Source organism: Enterobacter sp. MGH119 (assembly GCF_001037675.1).
Taxonomy (GTDB): Bacteria; Pseudomonadota; Gammaproteobacteria; order Enterobacterales; family Enterobacteriaceae; genus Enterobacter; species Enterobacter hormaechei_C.
Map to the genome: position 1 here is coordinate 120277 of NZ_KQ089932.1, position 20973 is coordinate 141249.

22 protein-coding genes are annotated in these 20973 nt (G+C 53.5%); 15 read left to right on the forward strand and 7 right to left on the reverse strand.

What is annotated here, in order from left to right; genetic code table 11:
• Positions 1-14 precede the first annotated feature (14 nt).
• Both SK53_RS17495 and SK53_RS17500 read right to left on the reverse strand, forming a co-directional pair.
• Complete coding sequence (locus tag SK53_RS17495) at positions 15-707, reverse strand: fimbrial biogenesis chaperone (RefSeq protein WP_001223973.1); 693 nt, start codon at positions 705-707, stop codon at positions 15-17.
• A gap of 52 nt (positions 708-759) precedes the next feature.
• The gene (locus SK53_RS17500) at positions 760-1344 is read right to left on the reverse strand and encodes a fimbrial protein (RefSeq protein WP_022646579.1); all 585 of its coding nucleotides are present in this window, start codon (positions 1342-1344) and stop codon (positions 760-762) included.
• 374 nt (positions 1345-1718) lie between these two features.
• Between SK53_RS17500 and SK53_RS17505 the strand changes: the two genes are divergently transcribed.
• The 15 genes from SK53_RS17505 (at position 1719) to SK53_RS17575 (ending at position 16409) form a co-directional block, all read left to right on the forward strand.
• A complete protein-coding gene (locus tag SK53_RS17505; RefSeq protein WP_022650116.1) occupies positions 1719-2531 on the forward strand; it encodes a winged helix-turn-helix domain-containing protein in 813 nt (270 codons plus the stop codon).
• Between the two features lie 18 nt (positions 2532-2549).
• Positions 2550-3020, forward strand: coding sequence for a hypothetical protein (locus SK53_RS17510; RefSeq protein WP_003860998.1), 471 nt, complete (start codon positions 2550-2552; stop codon positions 3018-3020).
• A gap of 227 nt (positions 3021-3247) precedes the next feature.
• Positions 3248-3871 (forward strand): common pilus major fimbrillin subunit EcpA, encoded by a 624-nt coding sequence (locus SK53_RS17515; protein WP_048209840.1) that lies wholly within the window; start codon positions 3248-3250, stop codon positions 3869-3871.
• 45 nt (positions 3872-3916) lie between these two features.
• Positions 3917-4594, forward strand: a complete 678-nt coding sequence (locus SK53_RS17520; protein WP_048209841.1) for an EcpB family pilus assembly chaperone — start codon at positions 3917-3919, stop codon at positions 4592-4594.
• 6 nt (positions 4595-4600) lie between these two features.
• The gene (locus SK53_RS17525; RefSeq protein WP_048209842.1) at positions 4601-7195 is read left to right on the forward strand and encodes a CS1-pili formation C-terminal domain-containing protein; all 2595 of its coding nucleotides are present in this window, start codon (positions 4601-4603) and stop codon (positions 7193-7195) included.
• Positions 7173-8771, forward strand: a complete 1599-nt coding sequence (locus SK53_RS17530) for a hypothetical protein (RefSeq protein WP_023315112.1) — start codon at positions 7173-7175, stop codon at positions 8769-8771. Before SK53_RS17525 ends, SK53_RS17530 begins: the two co-directional genes overlap by 23 nt.
• A gap of 6 nt (positions 8772-8777) precedes the next feature.
• Positions 8778-9431, forward strand: coding sequence for a putative pilus assembly protein (locus tag SK53_RS17535; protein WP_048209843.1), 654 nt, complete (start codon positions 8778-8780; stop codon positions 9429-9431).
• A gap of 73 nt (positions 9432-9504) precedes the next feature.
• Positions 9505-9699 carry a hypothetical protein gene (locus SK53_RS17540; protein WP_022646586.1) on the forward strand — a complete coding sequence of 65 codons (195 nt, stop codon included), beginning with the start codon at positions 9505-9507 and terminating at the stop codon, positions 9697-9699.
• Positions 9700-9722: 23 nt separating this feature from the next.
• The gene (locus SK53_RS17545) at positions 9723-9908 is read left to right on the forward strand and encodes a hypothetical protein (RefSeq protein WP_001196016.1); all 186 of its coding nucleotides are present in this window, start codon (positions 9723-9725) and stop codon (positions 9906-9908) included.
• 67 nt (positions 9909-9975) lie between these two features.
• A complete protein-coding gene (locus tag SK53_RS17550; protein ID WP_048209844.1) occupies positions 9976-12072 on the forward strand; it encodes a peptidase domain-containing ABC transporter in 2097 nt (698 codons plus the stop codon).
• Positions 12069-12818, forward strand: coding sequence for a hypothetical protein (locus tag SK53_RS17555; protein ID WP_003860969.1), 750 nt, complete (start codon positions 12069-12071; stop codon positions 12816-12818). Before SK53_RS17550 ends, SK53_RS17555 begins: the two co-directional genes overlap by 4 nt.
• Positions 12819-12824: 6 nt before the next feature.
• The gene (locus SK53_RS17560) at positions 12825-14075 is read left to right on the forward strand and encodes an HlyD family secretion protein (RefSeq protein WP_022650120.1); all 1251 of its coding nucleotides are present in this window, start codon (positions 12825-12827) and stop codon (positions 14073-14075) included.
• A gap of 89 nt (positions 14076-14164) precedes the next feature.
• Entirely contained in the window at positions 14165-14944 is a 780-nt protein-coding gene (locus SK53_RS17565; RefSeq protein WP_022650121.1) for an MBL fold metallo-hydrolase, read from the forward strand.
• Between the two features lie 25 nt (positions 14945-14969).
• Positions 14970-15956 carry a GlxA family transcriptional regulator gene (locus SK53_RS17570; RefSeq protein WP_022650122.1) on the forward strand — a complete coding sequence of 329 codons (987 nt, stop codon included), beginning with the start codon at positions 14970-14972 and terminating at the stop codon, positions 15954-15956.
• Positions 15957-16079: 123 nt separating this feature from the next.
• Positions 16080-16409: a hypothetical protein gene (locus SK53_RS17575; RefSeq protein WP_023315117.1), complete on the forward strand. Its 330-nt coding sequence runs from the start codon at positions 16080-16082 to the stop codon at positions 16407-16409.
• On the opposite strand, the gene SK53_RS17580 is transcribed toward SK53_RS17575, so the two are convergent.
• The 5 genes from SK53_RS17580 to SK53_RS17600 all read right to left on the reverse strand — a co-directional run bounded on the left by SK53_RS17580 (position 16387) and on the right by SK53_RS17600 (position 20899).
• Complete coding sequence (locus tag SK53_RS17580) at positions 16387-17190, reverse strand: DUF4225 domain-containing protein (RefSeq protein ID WP_022646593.1); 804 nt, start codon at positions 17188-17190, stop codon at positions 16387-16389. The genes SK53_RS17575 and SK53_RS17580 overlap by 23 nt on opposite strands.
• A 175-nt stretch (positions 17191-17365) precedes the next feature.
• Complete coding sequence (locus tag SK53_RS17585) at positions 17366-18454, reverse strand: AAA family ATPase (protein ID WP_006812462.1); 1089 nt, start codon at positions 18452-18454, stop codon at positions 17366-17368.
• A 147-nt stretch (positions 18455-18601) separates the two neighbouring features.
• Positions 18602-19561, reverse strand: a complete 960-nt coding sequence (locus SK53_RS17590; RefSeq protein WP_022650125.1) for a YbgA family protein — start codon at positions 19559-19561, stop codon at positions 18602-18604.
• Positions 19562-19663: 102 nt separating this feature from the next.
• Positions 19664-20074, reverse strand: a complete 411-nt coding sequence (uraH, locus tag SK53_RS17595) for a hydroxyisourate hydrolase (RefSeq protein WP_022650126.1) — start codon at positions 20072-20074, stop codon at positions 19664-19666.
• Positions 20075-20173: 99 nt separating this feature from the next.
• A complete protein-coding gene (locus tag SK53_RS17600) occupies positions 20174-20899 on the reverse strand; it encodes a MerR family transcriptional regulator (protein WP_023323942.1) in 726 nt (241 codons plus the stop codon).
• Positions 20900-20973 lie beyond the last annotated feature (74 nt).

A 20973-nucleotide genomic window follows, 5' to 3' on the forward strand; every position in this document is an offset into this window, starting at 1 on the left:
GTGAGTCTTTCCGATCACTGACTGGTGAAAGTCCGGGTTTTATACGCGCCAAGATCGTCCACATACATCAGCTGGAAGGTCTGTCCGCGCTTAACCGTATTTTTTGCGGCGACCGTCAGCTGCCCAAACGGGGAAACCATAGGGGACTCCTGGAGCAATTTCGTTTTACCCAGCGAAATATTGGCGACCGTAATATGGAACGGACTGTTATTTGTAATGCGAAAGCGATCGCCTTCGGCGGCGAGCGTCAGTTTCGCCACCGCGTCATCCAGCGTGCCTTTCAGCGCAGCGGGCCGGTAAAAAAGTTTGATACGGGATTTAATCGCCAGCTGAACGGTATTCTGATTTTGCAGATTTTCAGGTCTGGGCGGAATGTCGAGAACATTCAGGAAAAAGACGGATTCGCGATCCGCAGGCAAGCTGGACGGCAGCTTTTTAATACGAAGCTGTTGGCCATTATGTTCGTTAACCTTTATCACTGGCGGCGACAGCAAAAACGGCACATTGGCTGTTTCCGGCGTGGAATTAATATCACCGTCATCTATCCAGGATTGCACCAGAGCGGGCGCATCGCCCGTATTCATTAACTGGACGATCACCTCTTTGTTATTTTCAGGATAAAGGACACGGGTGCCATTAATGACAATATTGGCCCATGAGTGACCGGTGCTTAGCAGTAAGCCTGCCAGCAAAATTGCCTTGCGCATGATTGCAACCTTAAATACAGGCTCTGCGAAAACAGAGCCTGAATAATCATTATTACAGGTAGGAAATGGTATACGTTACGTTGGAGCTTAACTCGCCCACGGTGGCGGCAGCGGCGTTCGTTTTATAATAATAAACATCCAGCGTCAGCGTCTCGGAATCTGGCGCGGTCGCTGTACCCATAATATCTGTGGTGTAAGGCTGGTTCAGGGTAATTGGCGTAGACGAACCTGGCTCCACTAGCGCAAAACCGACATTACGTGCCACGCTGGCATCGCTTTCGTTCACGCTGTTATTGAGCAGGTATTTACCGTCAGTGGAAATATTATCCGCGCTGGAGAAATACACTTTCAGCGGGGTGCCGGTCGTTCCGGCTGCTGGTGAACAACCTGAGAAAGTCAGCGCAATAGATTTTTTATTCTTAGTGATCAGGCCAACCGTGGTGCCCGCATCTTTTACCGAAATAGGGGAAAGCGCAACGGTAAAGTCTGCGCTTTTACCGCCGTTAATGGTACAGGTTGTATCGGTAATAGCGCCGGTAAAGTTAATAATACCACCCGCCGAATTGTCTGCGGCCACTGCGCTGGTAGAGGCAATAGCGGCGGCCAGCAGTGATACGGTCATGATCGATTTGAACATGATAAACTCCATGAAGATTTGTGTTATTTAAAATGAATGTTAATCGGCTACACATGTCCCTGATGTACCGGCTAGACGCATGGCGACTCGGGAGAATGCTTTGACGATATTATGTTGCACTAAAAAAGTACATAACAAAACATTATTCCAACAATTTCTAAAGTTTAAGATTATAATCTTGTGTGTTAGTTTTTTTTAATGTTTTAACCTAAATGCGTTGGTTCAAATATTTTTATTAATGATTTAATAATTGTTAATTAATGAAGCTTTATGAATTCATCTCTCAATTAATATCACGCGACTTGACCACACAAACTTTAGACTTATTATTGCCTGGCAAATGCACATAATTTTAACAATGGCGTAATAATAATATGAAGTATCTCATTGATCTTACAATGCTTTATGAAGTCGACACCGGTATGATCATGATTAATGGAGAGGAAGAGTCATCCATTAAGTTATCTAACCAGGCGGGTCGTCTGCTTTATGAACTTATCATCAATAATGGTAAAACTCTCGACAGAGACGACCTGATAAAGAAGGTCTGGGAGGATCATGGTTTCTCTGGTTCTTCGGTGAGTCTGAATGTTGCCATAAGTGAAATCAGAAAAGCATTTCGTACATTAGGATGCGACCCTTTACTGATAAAAACGATACGTGGCAAGGGATTTAGCCTTGCCGCGCATATTGAACACCACACGGTCAGGCCGCCGGTTGTTTCAACGCTTAGTGAACAATCTGCTTCTGAATCATTCGATACGTTAGCGCATAAGAAAGATGCCGATCCGCCTAAACAATTAATATCGCTGCACAGACTCTTTATTTCTCTCTGCACCTTATTACTGATTACCGTTATCGGCACCGCTGTTTTACTGTTGCACCAAAGGGATTCCTATGCCGAGAGCCTGAAAGATTCTGATATGCATCTGCTCGGTAAAGTGGACCGGTGTACGGTATACCTGATCGATAAGAATATGTATCAGCCGCGACAGCACTACTTTAATCACGTAAAAGAGGTCATCGCCAGTCAACATATCGACTGTCAACATCAGGTTGCAGATGCTTACTATTCCAGGTTTAAAAAGTCGCAGATAGAAAATTATTTCCTGGCCATCTGTTATCAGCAGGACAGTATCGACGATTATAAGAACTGCATTTCTTACAGAAGCCTGACCGGGAGTTAAAATATGTCAAGGACTAAAATGAGTGTACTGTTCAGTATCGTACTGGCGCTGTCTGTCATCGCGTTGTTATGGATCTATTTTACCAGAACGCAGGATGAGGGGTTTGGCTGCCAGTCAGATACCATTTCCTGGAAAACATATTCCACGGGTGAGTCAACCGATATGTCGCTAACCACGCTTTTCCTGTTTAACAACAAAGATGTTGTGACGGTTATTCATAAAGGCGTGCTCAAGAAAGAGGGCAAAAGCTACCTGATTGACCGAAATTACACGCTCAGCGTGGAAAAAGTCGATGGAAGCAATATCTTTTATATTAAGGATAAAAAGCTGAATAAATCTGAAGATGATGCGGCGCCGGATGGCGTTGTAAACGAAATGTTACTTGATAATATCAACTTCTTCTATATTACCAGCGTAAAAAAACATGCGTGGTTAATTAAGGGGCTGGTGTTGCCTGTAATGATGTGTGTGGCTGTCCCGACGTCCTGATATTTCTCTTTATTAAAAAATCGATATTTATCTATTACTCGGGAAAGTGAGTAATTTACTCAATACGTAACAATAAGATACGAGAAATTTATTTATATTTTTATTGTTGCTCTCCGTCGAGTGAATTTTTCTGTATTGCCTCGTTATTTTGCGGCTGTCTATACTCCGCCTCGAAAAAGGGGCTCCCCTTTTTATACACGTGGATTCTTTTTTGAAGGACTAAATAAATGAACAAACTGAACGCTATCGTTCTGGGCTCCCTGCTGTCTGTTTCTGCCCTGAGCGCAGTTAATGCAGCAGAAACGACGGCTTCTGCCACATGGCAGGCAACCGCGACCAAAGACAGCGAATCCGATCTGGTTGTTACGCCAACGCGTGCTCTGAACTTTGTTTACAGCGCCAACACCAAATCTTTCAACACCGACACCGGTCTGTTTGATGTGGCTATCCGTGGCGATCACTCTACGGCGACCAGCTTCAAACTCGAAGCTATCCTCGACGATTCAAACAACACGCTGTTCAGCGTGGGTGGTGAAGCGACCAAGCTGAAAGTGGGTGCGCGTTGGGGCGGTAACGACCTGGGCTCTATCGGTGGCACCGTGGGGGCGAAATCAACCGCATGGACCACGCTGGTTGATTCCTCTTCTAACACCGGCGTCTCTTCTGGCCTGTGGAACCTGACCACCAGCGCAGGCGCGACGGCAGATACCGAAATTACCGGCCAGGACAAATTCGTCTTCTACGTTGACTCCGCTCAGGACAATGCCGGTACGGCGAAAGAGTTCAAAGACCTGACCAACAGCCTGTGGGAAGGGACCGTGTCTGTTGCGTTCCGCGCAACCTGGGGCTAAGGCCTGATCGATCCAGGGGCGCAAGCCCCTGTTTAGGGAAATAGCATGTTTAACCTCAAATCCGCCTTCTTATTTTTATTATTTATCTCTTCCTCCGCGCTGGCCATTAATGTGGGAAAAGTCACCACCATTATTTCTGCGGATGCTGACTCCACCGCCAAGGAAATAAAAAACGAAGCAGACAGCGTGCGCATTGTTTCTGTTCGCGCACAGCGGATCAGCAGCCCAATGGATGAAGGGATCGTCATCAATCCGGAGAAAGTGGACGAACTGTTGCTGACGCCCACGCGCATGGTGATGCCCGCCGGTACCAGCAATATCGTCAAATTTTACTATCACGGGAACGCCGATAACAAAGAGCGTTACTACCGCATTACCTTCACGGATGAAGGGGTAAGCGAAGAGGTGGACAGCGGTTCGCCAAAAAACGGCACCGGGATGACGCGCGCGGTGGTGAGCACCATTCTGGTGGTTCAGCCCCGGGATAAGAAGATTGATTTCGTCTATGTGGCGGGAAAAATAACCAATAAAGGGAACACCTCGTTTCGCGTCAATGCGACCGGGACCTGCCTGAAGCCGAATCCGGAATCCCCCGGCACGCCGTGTAGCAAAAACTTCTACCTGATGCCAGCGACCTCGCGCGCTATCGAGGATATCAACGTTACGGATAACCATTTTCATCTCGGAATATGGGACCTGAAACAGTTCATTCCTGTTAAGTAAGGATGCATGGTGAAAAATAAATTAGTGTTGCCGGTGATGATGGCTTGCGCATCCGGCACGCTGCCCGCGCTTGCGCATGCAGCCTCAAGCTCCGTGGTTATCGCTAATTACCGTTTTCCCGACTCGCTTTATGCACTGCTGGAGCAGGGGATCAAAATTCCCGTCTATCTGGTGAATACGCGTCCACACTCAGCACAACAAGGGAACCACGAAGGCACGGCGAGTGAATATGTTCGTATCGGTGACGTGACGCTCTTTGCAAAAGATCTGAAGCTGGGGCTGAGGGACGTTCAGGTCCAGGAGTCTGATAACGGCATTCGTCTGTCAAAAGAGATGAGAACGTTATTGCAGAGCATTAACGATAAGCAGTTTGATGACCAGATGCGCATTCCGGTAAGTACGGGGTCCGCGTTCGAGCTGGATCAGAAAAAAATGCGCCTGTTGCTGAATCTGTCGCAGAGCGACTACGGGGTGAATATTCGCCCGCGTGAGGTGGACATTGATGCGCCGGAGTCTGACGACCTGAGCGGCACGTTCTCCTACAACCTCGGGGCGTATCACACCGAGAGCGGCTACGGTGACAGCTGGTCGTCGGGCTATCTGAACGCGAGAAACTGGATCTCAATGGGCGTCGATCATGTGCTGATCGACGGCTCTGGCTACGTCAACGAGAGCAGCAGCGATACCCAGATGAATGCGGTTATGTGGGAGCGCGACTATCAGGGGATGCGCTACGCCGCAGGCATGCTGAACGGCTGGGCGATGCAGTCTCTGGCGAGCGTCAGCGGGATTTCCGGCGGTGAAGTCTACGGCGTTTCCATGGGCAACCAGGCCAACTCCCGCAAACGCGATAACACGCTCTCTCTGACGCCGGTGGTGGTCTATTTCCCCACGGCGGGCGAGGCCCGTATTCGTCGTGACGGGCAGCTTATCGGCATTCAGCGCTTTGACGTCGGCAACCATGAAATTGACACCAGCAGCCTGCCCTACGGGATCTACAGCATCGAAGTTGAGGTGGTGAGCGGAAGCCGCACCGTGTCGCGTAACATGTACACCGTAAATAAGCCGTTCTCCAGCAACGTGTCGGAAACGCTGCGCTGGCAGATGTGGGGCGGGATGTATAGCCGCGATAAATCCGTCGTCAATTATAAAAAATACGCGAAACGCAAAAACGAGCAGGACAACACCTACTACTACGATTACGACACCAAACATAAAGACACCATGTCGCTGGTGGGAGCCTCGTTCAGCAAGCGCAGCGGGATGGTCGACTGGAACGCCTCCACCTACATGTTGCGGGAACACATCGTCAGCGAGCTGTGGGCCTCCCTGAACCTGACGGGCTATTTCTCGGTGAATACCCAGACCATGGCCGCCTCCGACGGAACCTATCGCGCCAACTATGGGGCGAATCTCAGCCTGCCGTGGCAGATCGGCTCGGTGTGGTACTCCCATGAACAGCTCTCCAGTGGCAAGTTCCTGGATATCTATGAGAGCAAGGGCAATACCTGGGGCGCCTCCTTTAGCCTGCCGTCGTTCGGTCTGCCCTCGGCGGGCAACCTGAGCCTGATGCGCCAGGAGGACGACCTCTATCGCTATAAACGCTATCAGCTGGACTACTCCCAGGGGTTATACGCCGGTCGCTACGGTACGGCGCGCCTGCGGGTGGGAATGTCGCGCAACAAATACGACGGGTATTACGAAGAGAAAGATCGTTACGTGATGCTCGATTTCGCTATACCGCTCGGCAATACCGTGTCGGTTGGCGTTTCCCACAATCGCGATACCGGCACGGCGCTGAACGTCAGCGCCAGCCGCCAGTTTGAAGGCGATTACCTGAAATCGGCTACTGCCAACGTCTCAAAAGCCTTTAACAGCCGCCAGGATCGCAGCGTAAGCGGCGGCGGCAGCGTGAACTTCGACACGCCGTGGAACAGCAACATCCTCAGCGTCCAGAGCGGCATGAGTAAAGGCTGGAACTCCACGCTGACCAGTGACGGCAGCGTGGGCTGGTCCAAAGAGGCCATCGCCGCCGGGAAAGGCACCGAAAGCGCAGGGGTGATTGTCAGTACCGGTCTCAAATCTGATGAAGCGCTGACCCTGAAGCTTAACGGCCGGGCAGAACGCATCAAAGGGGATAAGACCTGGCTGTCGCTGCCGGCATACCAGGCTTATGACCTGGAAGTGATGAACAGTGAAACCGGTACGGAAAGCTATGAGATTGGCGCGAATGCGCGTCGCCATATCACGGTTTATCCGGGCAATACCGTGGTGATGAAGCCGCAGGTGAAGAAAATCGTCACTCTGTTTGGTCGTCTTGTGGATGCAAACGGGGCCCCGATTGGCGCCATGCAGATCAAAAACCACGTCGGGCTGACCCGGACGGAAAACGACGGACGCTTCGTGATCGACGTTGATAAGAACAACCCTGTCCTGAGTATCGCCACGCCGGACGACAGCGTCTGCGAAGTGCGCCTGGACATCGAGTCTAACCGCGGTGCGCTGTGGCTTGGGGACATCTCCTGCGACAAAGGCGATTTCGTCTGGCAGGAAGCAAAAGGAACGCAGGAACGTGACGATGAAAAAGATATTCGCTCTTAATTTACTGCTGATGAGCGCGGCGGCCCAGGCGCAGGAGCTGCCCTATTTCGCCATTAATAACCCGGACAATAACGGTACGGGAAACAGCGCAGGGCTGTTTAGTCTGAACAGCACGTCGACCGCGTTTTTACACGGTTCGCGCGAGTGGCCGACCCTGAGTGCGAAAACGAATAACGGTATCGCCACTTACATCCCGGACAACAGCTTCAACGGCCCGGCAGGCAGCGCGTTAACTATCGACTTTTCGGTGACCGGTTCCAGCGCTTCTCCGTTCTTTAAAGGGACGGCGTGTTCCTCGTCCTGCGGCAACACGGGGTACACCCCGACGACCAGCTATACCGACACGTCGATGGTAGTTAAGCCGCCGGTGATGGAGCCCGGCACGTCATACGGGCGCTGGGTACTGGGCGATCCGTTCTTTAACTATTTGCTCAACGCCGCGCCAGGGGATGAAGTGACCATCACCTCCACGCCGCAAATCAGCTCCATCAACAAAGTGACCACCACCAATACGCTTCACAAGGTGGGCACGCTGACCATGACCAACTCCAGAGCGCTTAACCTGGGTATTGACCCGATCAGCGGCGAGGTGACGATTGTCGATGGATCAACGGGGGCCACCTGCACCAAGTACACCCGTAACACGGTCTCTGGCGTCCTGTGCGACCTGCTCGAATACACATTTGTTGGGGAAGATATCTCCGGTTACAACGGAGGGCTGGCGCTCACCTCTTCCCGCGTCAACAGCGTGCTGCAATCGCACATGAGCGGCGGCACCGGGCTTGCCGCCGAGCTGACCTTCGATGAAAACACCTGGTACAGTATCTCCGGCGGTATCCTGAGCGATACGCGTGTCCTGGCGAACACCTTCCTTGCAGCGCCGCAGAAAAACGGCGGCAAAGCGTACCTTAAAATCTTTTTGCCGAAAGCGTTAATTCTGAGCGTGGCGCAGGCGGGGGACGGCAGCAACATTGGCAATATCGTCAGCCTGTGTCTGACGCCCGGCAACAGCTCGCTGGCGGCGGATTTCTGCTTCCAGCCAGGGGGCGGCCTGGTGATTAACCCGATCGAACCCGGGCTGGAAATTGTGCCAGACAACCCGGATTACACCCTCGATCCTGACGGTCTGGGCGGCTCAGGGAAAGGCATTATCGGCGAAGCGCCCATTGAGATCCCCTACACCATCACCTACAGCGGGGCGCAAAAAGATGCGGCGATTGCGGTCACGGTAAAAGTCACCGGGCCTACCCAAAGCCTGAATGGGGTGGACTACTGCGCCTTTAGCGGCAACGGCTTTACGGTTCCCATTCCGGGCAACGTGCTGGTGGGGAAAAGCCAGACGCTGATGGCGCACAACTGTAAAGGCGAAGTACTGTCGATCCCGGCGCCGGCCACCCATGCGGAAGAGTGGGACAAAATGAGTTCCGGCGTGACCGATATGTGGCTCTGGAAAACACCGCTGATCCTCCAGTTCGTTATGGATAATCCGGTATCGAAAACCACCTATGACGGAAATAGCTGGTTTGGTGAAGTGACCGCGCAGGGAAGAATAGATGTTAGCGCATCCTGGAATTAATCAACCATGACTGGAAAATTCCTGGCTATTTTTGCAATAAATTGCTTCATTTCCACAGGGGCAAATGCTTTAATTATCGAAAGTCTGAATATTGATTTTCTTCCCGAAAGAGAAGTTGTTTTTCAGCCGATAAAAAACGATACCAGCGAGCGTCAGAATTATACCGTGTCGCTTATTCAGGTAGACGTTCCTAAAGAGAAGGGAAAAGAAACCGAAATAAAAGACGGCGAAGTCATATATTCGCCTAAGCAATTAACGCTGGGGAGCGGTGAACGCGCGGGTTTTAAATTTTATTATACCGGCCCGCATGACAACAAAGAGCGATACTATCGCGTAAAATTCACCGAGACGCCGCTCCAGGCAAAGGTTATCACGCGCAAAGGCCAGCGCATCCAGTCGGATGTGGTGGTCTCGCTTGAGGCTATTTTGATTGTCCGACCATGGACACGACATTTTGATTATGCGTTTAGCAACGGGGTGGTGAGTAATACCGGGAATACCTATTTTAAATATGTTTCCTCGGTCGGGTGCAGTACGCAATACAACAATTCAAAATATATTCCACCGGGGCAACGGCTGGAAATAGATAATGCCGGGCAGGCTGCAAGGCGGATGATTATTTATGGCAATAAAATCATTCCGCTGACCACCTGCCCGTAGCAACCGCTTTCCTTCATAAAAGGAAATTAGCCTTTAGCATCATGCTAAAGATCCATCACTACAGGAGATAAAAATGAAAGCGATTTCATTCGTAGAAGCGAAAGACATTATTGGCGGCGCGTTAAACCCGTTCGCTGGTCTGGTTAAAGGTGCACAGCTGGGTTACGACACTGGCGCCAGCATCATGGGCATGGTTGGCGGTGTGGTTGGCGGAGTTCTGGGTGGCGCAATGGGCTTCCTGGGCGCGCTGGTTGGTAGCTACAACTAATTCACGTTAACAGGAAAAGTATCATGCAAGTTATCGATTTCAAAAAAGCACAGGCCATCATCGGTGGTTGGGATCCGTTTGCTGCCGCTATTCAGGGCGCAAGCGCGGGCTATAACGCGGGCAGCCAGATGTTAGGCGCGCTGGGCGGCACCATCGGCGGCGTATTCGGCCTGGTGGGCGGCTTCATCGGCGGTTTCTTCAGCGCCTAAGCGAGAAGCACGTTGTACGCATGGCCCGCATTGCCGGGCCATTTTTTTATTTCAGCCACGGATCATTATGTTTTCGCTCTTTCAGTATAAAAAACAGGGTAAGACCCCTGTTATTCGCCAGCATGAATTTACCGAATGTGGACTGGCCTGCCTGGCGATGGTGTTGGGGCACTACGACCACCATGTCTCCGTCAGCCAGCTGCGCCGGGAGATTTCCGTTTCCGCCGATGCGGGAACCTCAATGGCGGAATTGATGACCCTTGCCAGCGATAAAAATATGTCTGGCCGGGTGCTTAAAGGCGAAATCACTGAAATAGAAACGTCTGAGCTGCCGCTCATCGCCTTCTGGCGCGGCAACCATTTCGTGGTCATCGTGAAGATCGACAGCCGCAGCGTGACCGTTCACGACCCGGCCAGCGGCGTGCGTCGTTACCGTCTGAAAGAGGCGGAAAAACTCTTTTCCGGGTATGTGCTTGAGCTTAAGCCCACGCCGTGCTTCGAAAAGAAATCCCCGGATGAAACGCTCACGCTTGGCCGTTTAGCCAATAAATCTCCGAGCCTGTTCCAGCGCCAGCTGCTGCTGTTTGTGCTCTGTATTTTTACTCTCATCACCATGCTGGCAAGCCCCACCTACGTGCAGCTGATTATGGATGAGGCCATTTCCCGCAGCGACAGCGATCTGGTGATCCTGCTCACCGCGATCTTCGCTATCGTCTTTATCTTTGAAGTCATCGGTAAATTCCTCAAGCAGCTGCTTGAGATCCTGATGCGTAACATTGCCTATGACGATTTAAGCCAGTCCGTGCGCCACTACATGCTGCGCACCCAGACCAGCTGGTTCCGCTCGCGCCCGCCGGGCATCGTGCTGGCTATTGAGAAATCGCTCCACGCCTGCGCGGAGTTCATCAGCAATGGTTACGTGCAAATTCTCTTTTCCAGCCTGATCGCCGTCACCAGCCTGCTGTTTATGCTGCTGTATAACGTCAAAATTGCGCTGCTGACAATGCTGCTGATGGGCGTGTTTTTCCTGATCCGCTTTTCGCTGATCGGCCCCTATCAACGCGCGGTGGATGGCTCCATCGAGCGCACCGCCCAGTATGAGTCCCTGCTAGTGGAGACGCAGAAAGGGATCATAACGCTCAAAGCGAACAACATGGAGCAGGCCCGGGATGCGGTGATGGACAAATCCCAGCGCGAACACATCGCCGGGCTGATGCGTAAAGAGCGGCTACTGGCCCGCTTTGACGTGGCTTCGCTGCTGGTGATCAATGCCGAGCAGCTGCTGGTGGTCTGCTTTGGCGCGTGGCTGATCCTGGAAGGGCAGATGAGCATCGGGATGCTTTACGCCTATATCAGCTATAAGCGCTATTTTTCCGATGCCATGGTGCAGGTGGCGCAGAAGCTGCTGGACAAAAATGCCCTCAAGGGGCCGCTGGATCGCGTGGGCGACCTGCTGTTTGCTCCCTCTGAAACCAGCCAGTTTGGGAAGCGGATTGTCACCTCGCCGGTCTGTCTGCAATTTGAGGATGTCTCATTTGCCTATCCTGGCCGGGAGGCCACGCTACAGCATATCAACATGACCCTGAAGCAGGGCGAAGAGGCGGTGATTGTGGGCCAGAGCGGGTCGGGAAAAACCACGCTGCTGCGTCTGATCTCCGGCATGCTGCTGGCATCGTCTGGCACGCTGCGGATCAATAAGATCCCCATTGAGGAGTGCGATCTTTCCTCGCTGCGTCAGCACATCCGCATCGTCCATGCGGACGATATTCTCTTCACCGGCTCGATTCTGGACAACATCGCCTGCTTTGACAGCGCACCGGATAAAGAGCAGGTCATTGCCGCGTGTCGGCTGGCGGAGGTGGATCACGTCGTCGCCCGGCTGCCGCACGGCTACGAAACGGAGATGCTGCCGGGGAACACCTTTTTCTCTGCCGGGGAGATGCAGCGTCTGGTTCTGGCGCGCGCCCTGTACAGCCAGCCTAAGCTTCTGCTCTGTGACGAAGTGACGGCGAATCTGGATAAAACGACCGCGCAGAAAGTGCTGGCGAACCTGCGTAGCCTGGGGATTGGCCTGGTGTTTGTCACCCACTCGCCGGACGTGGTGGACTGTCAGGGGCGTCTCTATACCATGGAAAACGGCACCCTGCGGGAGAGTGAGCAATGATGCTTTTGCCGCGTCTCTATGCGCGACTCTGCGCGCGCCAGGCCGGGCGCACGCTGCTGGCAAACCGGATCACGCAAAACTACAGCCAGTTTATGCGTTGCCCGGAGGCCGATGTTCCGGCTGATTTTCTGCATCAGAATGCGCATGAGCTGAGCGGGTTTAACTTCGTGGAGCAGATCTTCCCGCCCGCGCTTTGGGCGCGCAACGTTAGTTTTGATCTGCACGGGTACGTGGCGCAGTGGACGCGGGAGCAGGCATTTTACAGTTCATCTCGCACCCTGCTACTGGGCATGCGCTGGGCGGGCTTTGGTCTGATCGTGGATGCGCTGCTCGCCACCGCGCCAGCCGATGTGCGCTTTCAGTTTATTACCCGTCACCCTGCGCTGCATAAGCTGATGGCCGCGCACGAAGGCCGACGCGCCAGCTCGTTTTTCGCCCCTCACCGCCTGGTGACGGTGCTGCTGATGGACGAACGCCTGCCGGATGCGCCGCTGTTCTCCACCCAGGCAGGGGATCAAAAGGCGTGGTTAACGGACGTCTCAACGCGGTTTTTATCGCGCTATGGCTACAGCGTCCGAACGCTGCTGCCGATCTGTTCGCTGCACGCGGCGGAGTTTGGGCTGGAGAGTCAGGCGTATGCGCCGGAGGATTACCGTCAGGCCGCCGCCGACACGCTGAACGCGCTGCGCAAAACCCCCACGCTCTGGAGTGCATGGGATGATCTTTCAGTGATTTATCATGGATGACATATCGTGAAATTAAAAAACCGAAGCGGACAGCGGCGGGCGCTGATCCCGCATCACTTCTCAAAAAGCTATCACATCAACGCGCCACGGCTGAAAGCCGTGCTGACCTTGTTCATCGCCTTTTTTCTCTGCCTGCTGGTCTTTGCGATTGTCTTTAATTTTTCGGAAACCACGCTGGCACGCGGGGTGCTGATCCCGGCGCAGGGCGATGTGGAGGTGCGCGCCAGAGAGTCCGGAACCCTTGTTGATTTTGCCGTCCGGCCCGGCCAGTACGTGAAGGAAAACGATCCGCTGTTCACCGTGTCGCAGGACTATGGCGGCAAGCAGGGCTCGGTGGTGCAGTTTGACCGCCAGCAGATGGAAGCGGAGAAGAAGCGCAGCGAGCAGCGCATTCAGGCCATTGAGGACTCGATTGCGTCGTATCGCAAAAATCTGGCGCAGCAGCTGGCTCTCACCGACAAGCAGATCGCCGTTTCCCGCGATAAGGTGAAGAAGCTGCGCGCGCTGTTAAAAAACAGCACCGACACCTACGAGGCGTGGAAATCCGTCTCCGGGAAGGGCTATGTCTCCAGAGTGGATCTCGATAAAAGCCACAATGATGTGCTCAATGCGCAGCTCAACCTGACGCTGGAGGAGAGCACTATTCTTGAGCTTGAGGCACGCAAAACCAGCCTGACCGACAGCACCCAGTCGCAAATTGACTCTCTGAGCGAAGAGCAGCTGTATGTGAAAAACCGCATCAGCGAAATCGATCGCAACCTGTCCAGCCGGGGAAGTTCCACCATGGCGATGCTGGCCCCTTCCGATGGTTACGTGGTGGCGATTAACTTCCCGCCTGGCCGGGCCATTACGCAAAATAGCGAGGTGGTGGTGGTGATCCGTAAAAATACCGCGGCGACGATGGAGGGGTACCTGTATGTTCCGGCAACGGGGGTGGGGCGCGTGGCGAAAGGCGATAAGGTTAAGCTGCGCTTCGACTCCTGGCCCGTGGACAAATACGGTTCGGTGGAGGCGACGCTGTCCGATTTCTATGAGGTAAACATTGATGCCCATTCGGCGCTGATCCCGCTCCAGGAAGGGCAGAACTACTACCTGGCTAAAGTGCGCGTCCCCTCCTGGTTTACCGACCCGGACAAGAAAAAGCGCATGCTGATGGGCGGGATGACGGTGAACGCCGATATCGTTATCGATCGTAAGCCGCTTATCAATCTGCTGATTGCCCCGCTGGAAAGGGTGCGCAAGCGGTTTATCGATTGACCCGATTTCATCGATCATCGCCCTTTGGCCCACATTCTTAACGGCACCCTGGGGCTATTCTCCTTCTCATACCAACCGGAGGATAGCCCATGAACATTACGCAAATTCGCAATGCCACCCAACTGATCACTTACGCGGGAAAACGCTTTTTAATCGACCCAATGCTGGCGCCAAAAGGCACTTATCCGGGTTTTCCCGGCACGGCGCGGGCTGATATTCGCAACCCGATGGTCGAGCTTCCCGTTGACGTTCAAACGCTTCTGGATGCTGACGCGGTGATCGTCACCCATACCCATGCCGATCACTGGGATCAGTACGCCGTTGAGCTGATCGCCAAAGGCAAGCCGATCTACGTGCAAAATGATAGCGATGCCGCGCTGCTGCGCAGCCAGGGATTTACCAACCTGACGATCATGACCGGGGAAACAACATACGGCGATATCCGGATAGTGAAAACCCACGGCGGCCAGCACGGTACTGACCGCGCTTACGCCGTGCCGGAGCTGGCAGAGTTTCTGGGGGAAGCCTGCGGCGTGGTGTTCCGTCATCCCGATGAGAAGACGCTTTATATCGCAGGGGATACCATCTGGCGCGATGCGGTGGCGGCCGATCTGCAAAAGCACCAGCCGGATATCGTCGTGCTCAACGCCGGTTACGCTCATGTCATTGGGTTTGGGCCGATTATCATGGGGGAAGAAGATCTGCTTAACGTGCATTTCCTGCTGCCGCAGGCGAAAATCGTGGCGACCCATATGGAAGCTATCAACCACTGCCTGCTGACCCGCCGCGCGCTGCGCGAGTATGTTGACGCCAACGAGATAAGTGACGCGGTGAGCATTCCTCAGGACGGCGAAACCGTTATATTCTGAGTGTTAAAGGGGAAAGGAGAGACAGATGCCGCTTGTTAACGTTGCTATTGTCGCGGTGGACGGGTTTAGCCCGTTCCACTACTCCGTCCCCTGCATTCTGTTTGGCGATACGGTATCCGGGGAAAAGCGCTTTAACGTTACGATCTGCGCTGAAAAACCGGGATTCCTGACCTCGAAAGACGGTTTTGCCCTGCATGCGACGCAGGATTTTTCTGCAATCGCATCGGCTGAAATTGTGGTTGTACCCTACTGGCAGCACGTGCTGGAGCGCCCGCCTCAGACGCTGCTCGACAGCCTGGTTCAGGCCAGAGACAACGGGGCGGAAATTGTTGGGCTGTGTCTGGGCTCGTTTGTACTGGGCTATGCGGGCATACTCAGCGGCAAACGGGCCGCCACCCACTGGGAGTTTGAACACCAGTTTCAGACGCTGTTTCCGGACGTTCGACTGGACATCAACGCGCTCTACGTGGACGACGGCAATGTGATCACCTCGGCAGGTACCGCCGCCGCGCTCGACTGCTGTTTGTATATCATCCGCCAGCGCTTTGGCAGCGTTGTCGCCAATCAGATTGCCCGCCGGATGATCGTCCCGCCGCACCGCGAGGGCGGGCAGGCGCAGTTTATTGCGCAACCTGTGCCGAAAGATACCCGCGACGGGCGGATTAACTGTCTCATTGACTACCTTCAGCAGCACATTTCCGAACCGCATAACCTGGATTCGCTGGCGGACGTGGTGTCGATGAGCCGACGCACGCTGACCCGCCATTTTATCAAGGCGACGGGCATGAGCGTTGCCGACTGGCTTACCGCCGAGCGCCTGCGGCGCAGCCAGATCCTGCTGGAGTCCGGCAGTCTGCCAATCGAAAGCGTCGCTGAGCAGGTGGGGTTTTTATCAGCGGTGACGTATCGGCAGCAGTTTAAGGCGCGCTTTGGTGTCAGTCCGGCGGAGTGGCGTAAGACGTTTCGCGTTAAGCCGTATGCAGCGAAAAATAATGCTGGCGCGATGGAATAAAAAGACGTGGGCGGCTTCTTTGCCTTTAAAGCTGGCGGCAATGGATATGCATCAGACGGGTTACAAGCACTTCTCTTCCGGTTAAGATAATCCACGTTACTTTCCAGAAGAAAAGGTAGTGGCATGAACAATATTGAAACGCAGTTACTTGAATCAGGTTTCACCGTAAAAGAATTAGCGTATCTGAACCGAAACATTAGCCGTTATGGTTCATCCCTGCTCGAGGTAGTGCTTGAGTTAGGTAAGCGATTTATCATGGTTCTGTGTATTACTGCGACTGTGGCCCTGATTTTCCTGGCGCTTCTTTTTTTCGCTGAACATTATAATATTGTTTCCGGTGGCATTTCTCTTTTCATCGTATTGATTATTGCCTGGTTTTTTCAACCCCCGATCATTACCTACAAAGCCTGGCGCTTCAGAAAGAAATACATTAGTTCTGTCCAGACGCATTAGAAATTAAATCAAACGAGACTTTTGCAGAGACACCCCAGCCGACAATTTTCATAGTGAGCGCTGCGCGATTCATTCCGTCGACTTTGCGGTAGAAATCCAGCGGGAGATAACGAAACAGACGCCATGATTCGGGTTTCCGGATGGCGCCAAATACCGTATAGACGCTTGCTGCCAGGCTTACGCTATTGAATACCCCAAGTGCTGATTCACGTTTAAATCCCATAAACTGAGCGATATCCATGACGCCATCTGCCAGCATACCTTCGGAGTTTGGTTGATGTTGAAGCGTTCTGTTAATTTCTTTTGAAATGGCATTTGCACCATCCATAACCAGAATCGCTCCTGCAAGCGCACCCACTGGATTCATTGTCATCATTGCACCAACACCTGCAACAATCTGTAACCCTGAAAGCACAACCTTAATCGATGAGATAACGTAACCGACGACTTTGTTATTTTCTTTAACCAGTTCAATCTGAGCAAAAAGCTGAGCTGTACGGGAGCGAAGCATTCTGCTTTGCTCAAGAAGACTTTCGTTCTCAGCCCGGATGTTTTTCAGGCATTCCATGCACTCCTCATCACTTCTGGCTGCCCGGGTAGCACTAAATTGTTGCATCACAAACTGCCGAATATCATCCATAAATTTAATCCGTGCGAGTCCGTCGCTGAGATGTTGCCCTCCGACAATATTCGCAGTATTGATGAGCTTGCGGGCTTCAAGATTTATCATTGTTTCAGCCCATGCGCGGGCGTTCTGACCAGGGAAAAGTACAATATCCATTTTAATTTTCTCATCTGATAACCAACGTTTACAGATTATCCTGGCATCAGAAACTGGCAACAATAAATTGGATAATCTGTCGCGAGCGCAGAATTCGCCGAAGGTATATACCGACGGAAATCATCTTCGTCGTTGATGGCGACCTTGAAAGTGGTGACAGCATAAAAGAAGTGCATTACCCCAGCCGCTCCATCCGTGTCTCCCCCTCCGCCATCGACAGCTGATACAGCGAAAACGATCGGTGCTTCTCAATCAAATGCGCCAGCTCCGGCGAATGGCTGGTGAGCCAGATCTGCGAATAGCGGCTGGCCTCGGCAATGAGGCTTGCCAGGGCGGGCAGCATCTGCGGATGCAGGCTGTTTTCCGGTTCGTTGAGGGCGATAAATGCGGGAGGGCGCGGGCTTAACAGCGCCACCGCCAGGCATAAAAAACGCAGCGTGCCGTCGGAGAACTCTGCCGGTTCCAGCGGTCTGCTCAGCCCCTCGCGCTGCATCATCATGCGGAAGCGCCCGCCGGTGTTGTCGCTGTAAAACACGCAGCCGGGGAAGGCCTGGTCGAGAATGCGCATCAGCAGCAGCTCGTCGCCAATTTCGACAATGGTCTGAAACGCGGCGGCCAGGTTCGCGCCGTCGCTGGCCAGCACCGGGGAGCGGAAACCCACCTGCGGCGCGCGGATCGCCGAGCCGGATGAAACGGAAAACTCATGATAAAAGCGCCAGTTACGCAGGGACTCGCGCATCTGCGACACTTCGGGGTAGAGGTGCGGTTCGCCGAGCTGCCCGAACACCGACTCGTTCTCATACAGCGTACCGCTGTGGGTCACTTTTTCGTGATGTACGTTGTTCAGGAATACGGCCTGGTTCTTACGCTTCATCAGCTGTGACGACGGACGACGGTGCTGGCCGCTCAGCCAGATAGATTCCTCTTTGATCACCGGATCGAGCTGAAACTGTGAGGGGTAGGGCAGCTTTTCCACGAACCCGACCTGAAGCTCATATTCATAGGTTTCCGTTTCCACCGCCAGGTTCATGCGCCGCAGTTGGTCGCTGCGGGTTTTGCCCGCCCAGAACACTTTCAAAATGCCGCCCTCGTTTGCCAGCGCCTGGGAGAATTGCCCCTGCGCCGCGCTGTGCATCAGGTAAATCGCTTTATAAATATTGGATTTTCCGGTGCCGTTGGGGCCGAACACGATATTGAGCTGTTCCAGCTCAAGCGACATATCGCGAATTGAGCGGTAGTTTTGAATATGCAGATTTTTGATCATCGGGTTACTCCGCTGTGCACGCTTAACCTGTACAGAATTACAGTATTTTACGCTGAGCGCAAAAAAAAAGACGACAGTGAGGGTGTCGTCTAAACGGGGTACAGCTTTGGGCCTCTGTGGGTCAATGGGGCCTTCGCTTCTTTCTTATCAGGTAACGGCCAGACGCAGACCCAAATCATCAGGATAGGGATCAAAGTAGTTTTGCGTCATCAGATACCGGTCAGGGTATTCAGCCAGATAATGCTTAAGCAGCGTCAGCGGCGCGAGGATCGGCAGCAGTCCGTCCCGGTAATGCAGGATCACATCACGCAGTTCTCCGCGCTGGCGGCTGTTCAGCTGGTTACGGAAATAGCCCTGAATGTGCATCAGCACGTTAGTGTGATTCTTCCGCGAAGCAGGTTTTTTCAGGATGGTCATCAGTTTGTCGCGATAGGCCACGAAAAACGCGTCCAGATCGTCCCACTCGTGCAGTGATGCCACGAACGGGCCAATTTCACGGTAGCCTGCCTGATGGTGCGCCAGAAGCTGAAGCTTATAGCGGCTGTGAAAGTCCAGCAGAGCACGGCGCGTCAGGCCATTTTTACGCATTACGTTCAGTTCGTGGAGGGCAAAAACGCGCTCAACAAAGTTTTCCCGCAGTACCGGATCGTGCAGGCGACCGTCTTCTTCGACGGGCAGCCAGGGGAAAGTTTCAAGGAGGGCGGCGGTGAACAGCCCGACACCCTCCTTGCGGCCCCGGTTGCCGTTTTCGTCGTACAGCCGCACGCGCTCCATGCCGCAGCTGGGGGATTTTGCACAAACGATAAACCCCGACAGATCGCCGATTTTCGGCAGATAATCTGCCGTAAATGCGGCCATCTTCTGCGTGACGTCATCGTGGGGCGCTTTGCTGAACCGCATTTCTGTCTCGCCGCCGGTGGTCATCACCAGGCGCAGCGCCGGACGAGGCGTGGGCAGGCCGATAGCCATTTCAGGGCATACCGGGCGGAAAGCGACCCACTGCGCCAGCTCATCCATCACAAAGCCCATACGCTTATGCCCGCCGTCAAAGCGAACGGCGGAACCGGTCAAACATCCGCTAATACCCAGCACAGGTTTTGTTGTCATGGTGTGCACCTCCCGATCTCATATCTAAAAGTTACACAACAATGCGAGTTTGTCCAAGTATTGGCGGGATTATTTTTTAATCGTCTTTAAAATCAAGAGCAATCAGCTGCCCTTGTAGGTTGAGTAACCGTACTGGCTGAGCAGAAGCGGGATGTGCAGTTTTTCATTGGTGCGGGTGACGGTGAACAGCACCGGCACTTCCGGGAAGAAGGAGTCCAGCTTTTTGCCGTGGAAGTAATCGGCGGTTTTGAAGGTCACTTTATACACGCCAGGTGCCATATCCTGATCCTGCGGATAAAGCGATTTAATGCGCCCGTCGTGGTCGGTTTTACCGCTGGCAATCGGGGTCCACTTGTCCTGCTCCTGCTTCTCCAGCGTAACGGTCACATCTGCTGGCGGCATACCGGTTTGCTGGTCCAGAACGTGGACGCTCAGGGTGCCTGCCGGGGCGCTGAATGCGGCAGGCGCGAAAGCCATTGCAGCCAGCATCATCAGAGGGAGTGTCTTTTTCATCGTGTTTTCCTGTTGAGTTGTCGGTGACAGGAAAACGTTAGCACTCGCTGCGCGAAAAAATATTCAACTTTTCGTGAAGATTGCCACAGCAGAAAATAATCAGAGGATAATTACCTCAAGGGAAACCTGCTGCTGCCACTGCGCAACCTGCTTTTTCCGCGCGGCGGTGAGTTTGCCGCTGGTGACCAGCAGCCATTTGCGATCCGGGAAAATTTCCGGGGCCAGCGCGGCAGGGGGAACCGGCAGGATGTCGATGCGGTGGCCCTGGCCGGTGCGCGTTAACGCTTCGAGCCAGATTTCACACGGGTCGTTGAGGTACCAGCCGCTGATGAGAACGTTATCGCCCGGCGCTTTTTTATCGCCCTCAAGGCAAAACGAGGTATAGGCGATGAGGATGCCGTCGAGGATCTCACGCAGCGTCATGGCGGCGGCGACGTTGGCCGATATCTGGCTGCGCAACGGACGCAGCACGTTAGTGACCAGCTCTGGCCTTGGGTATTCGCGTCCGGCGTCGTAAATCATCTGACGCAGGGATTCAATTTTCCCCTCCTGCAACTTTTGCATCATGGCCTGTTGTAGGGTTTGCCAGTTATTGGCGCGGCGCGGCACAGGACGTTCCAGCAGTGATTTAACCTGACCGATGGGTACGCCTTTTTTTACCCAGTCGAGGATTTTCAGCGCCTGCTGAACGTCCTCATCGCTGTACAGGCGGTGACCGCCGTCCGTACGCTCGGGTTTGAGCAAGCCATAGCGTCGCTGCCACGCCCGCAGCGTGGTGGCGGTGATGCCGCTGAGTCTGGCGAATTCGCCGATGGAGTAAGCCATGTCTGCATCCGAAGAGAAGGAGTTGTCTCAATATACTACGAATATTCTCCGACGGGATGAAGCGCCGCACGGGT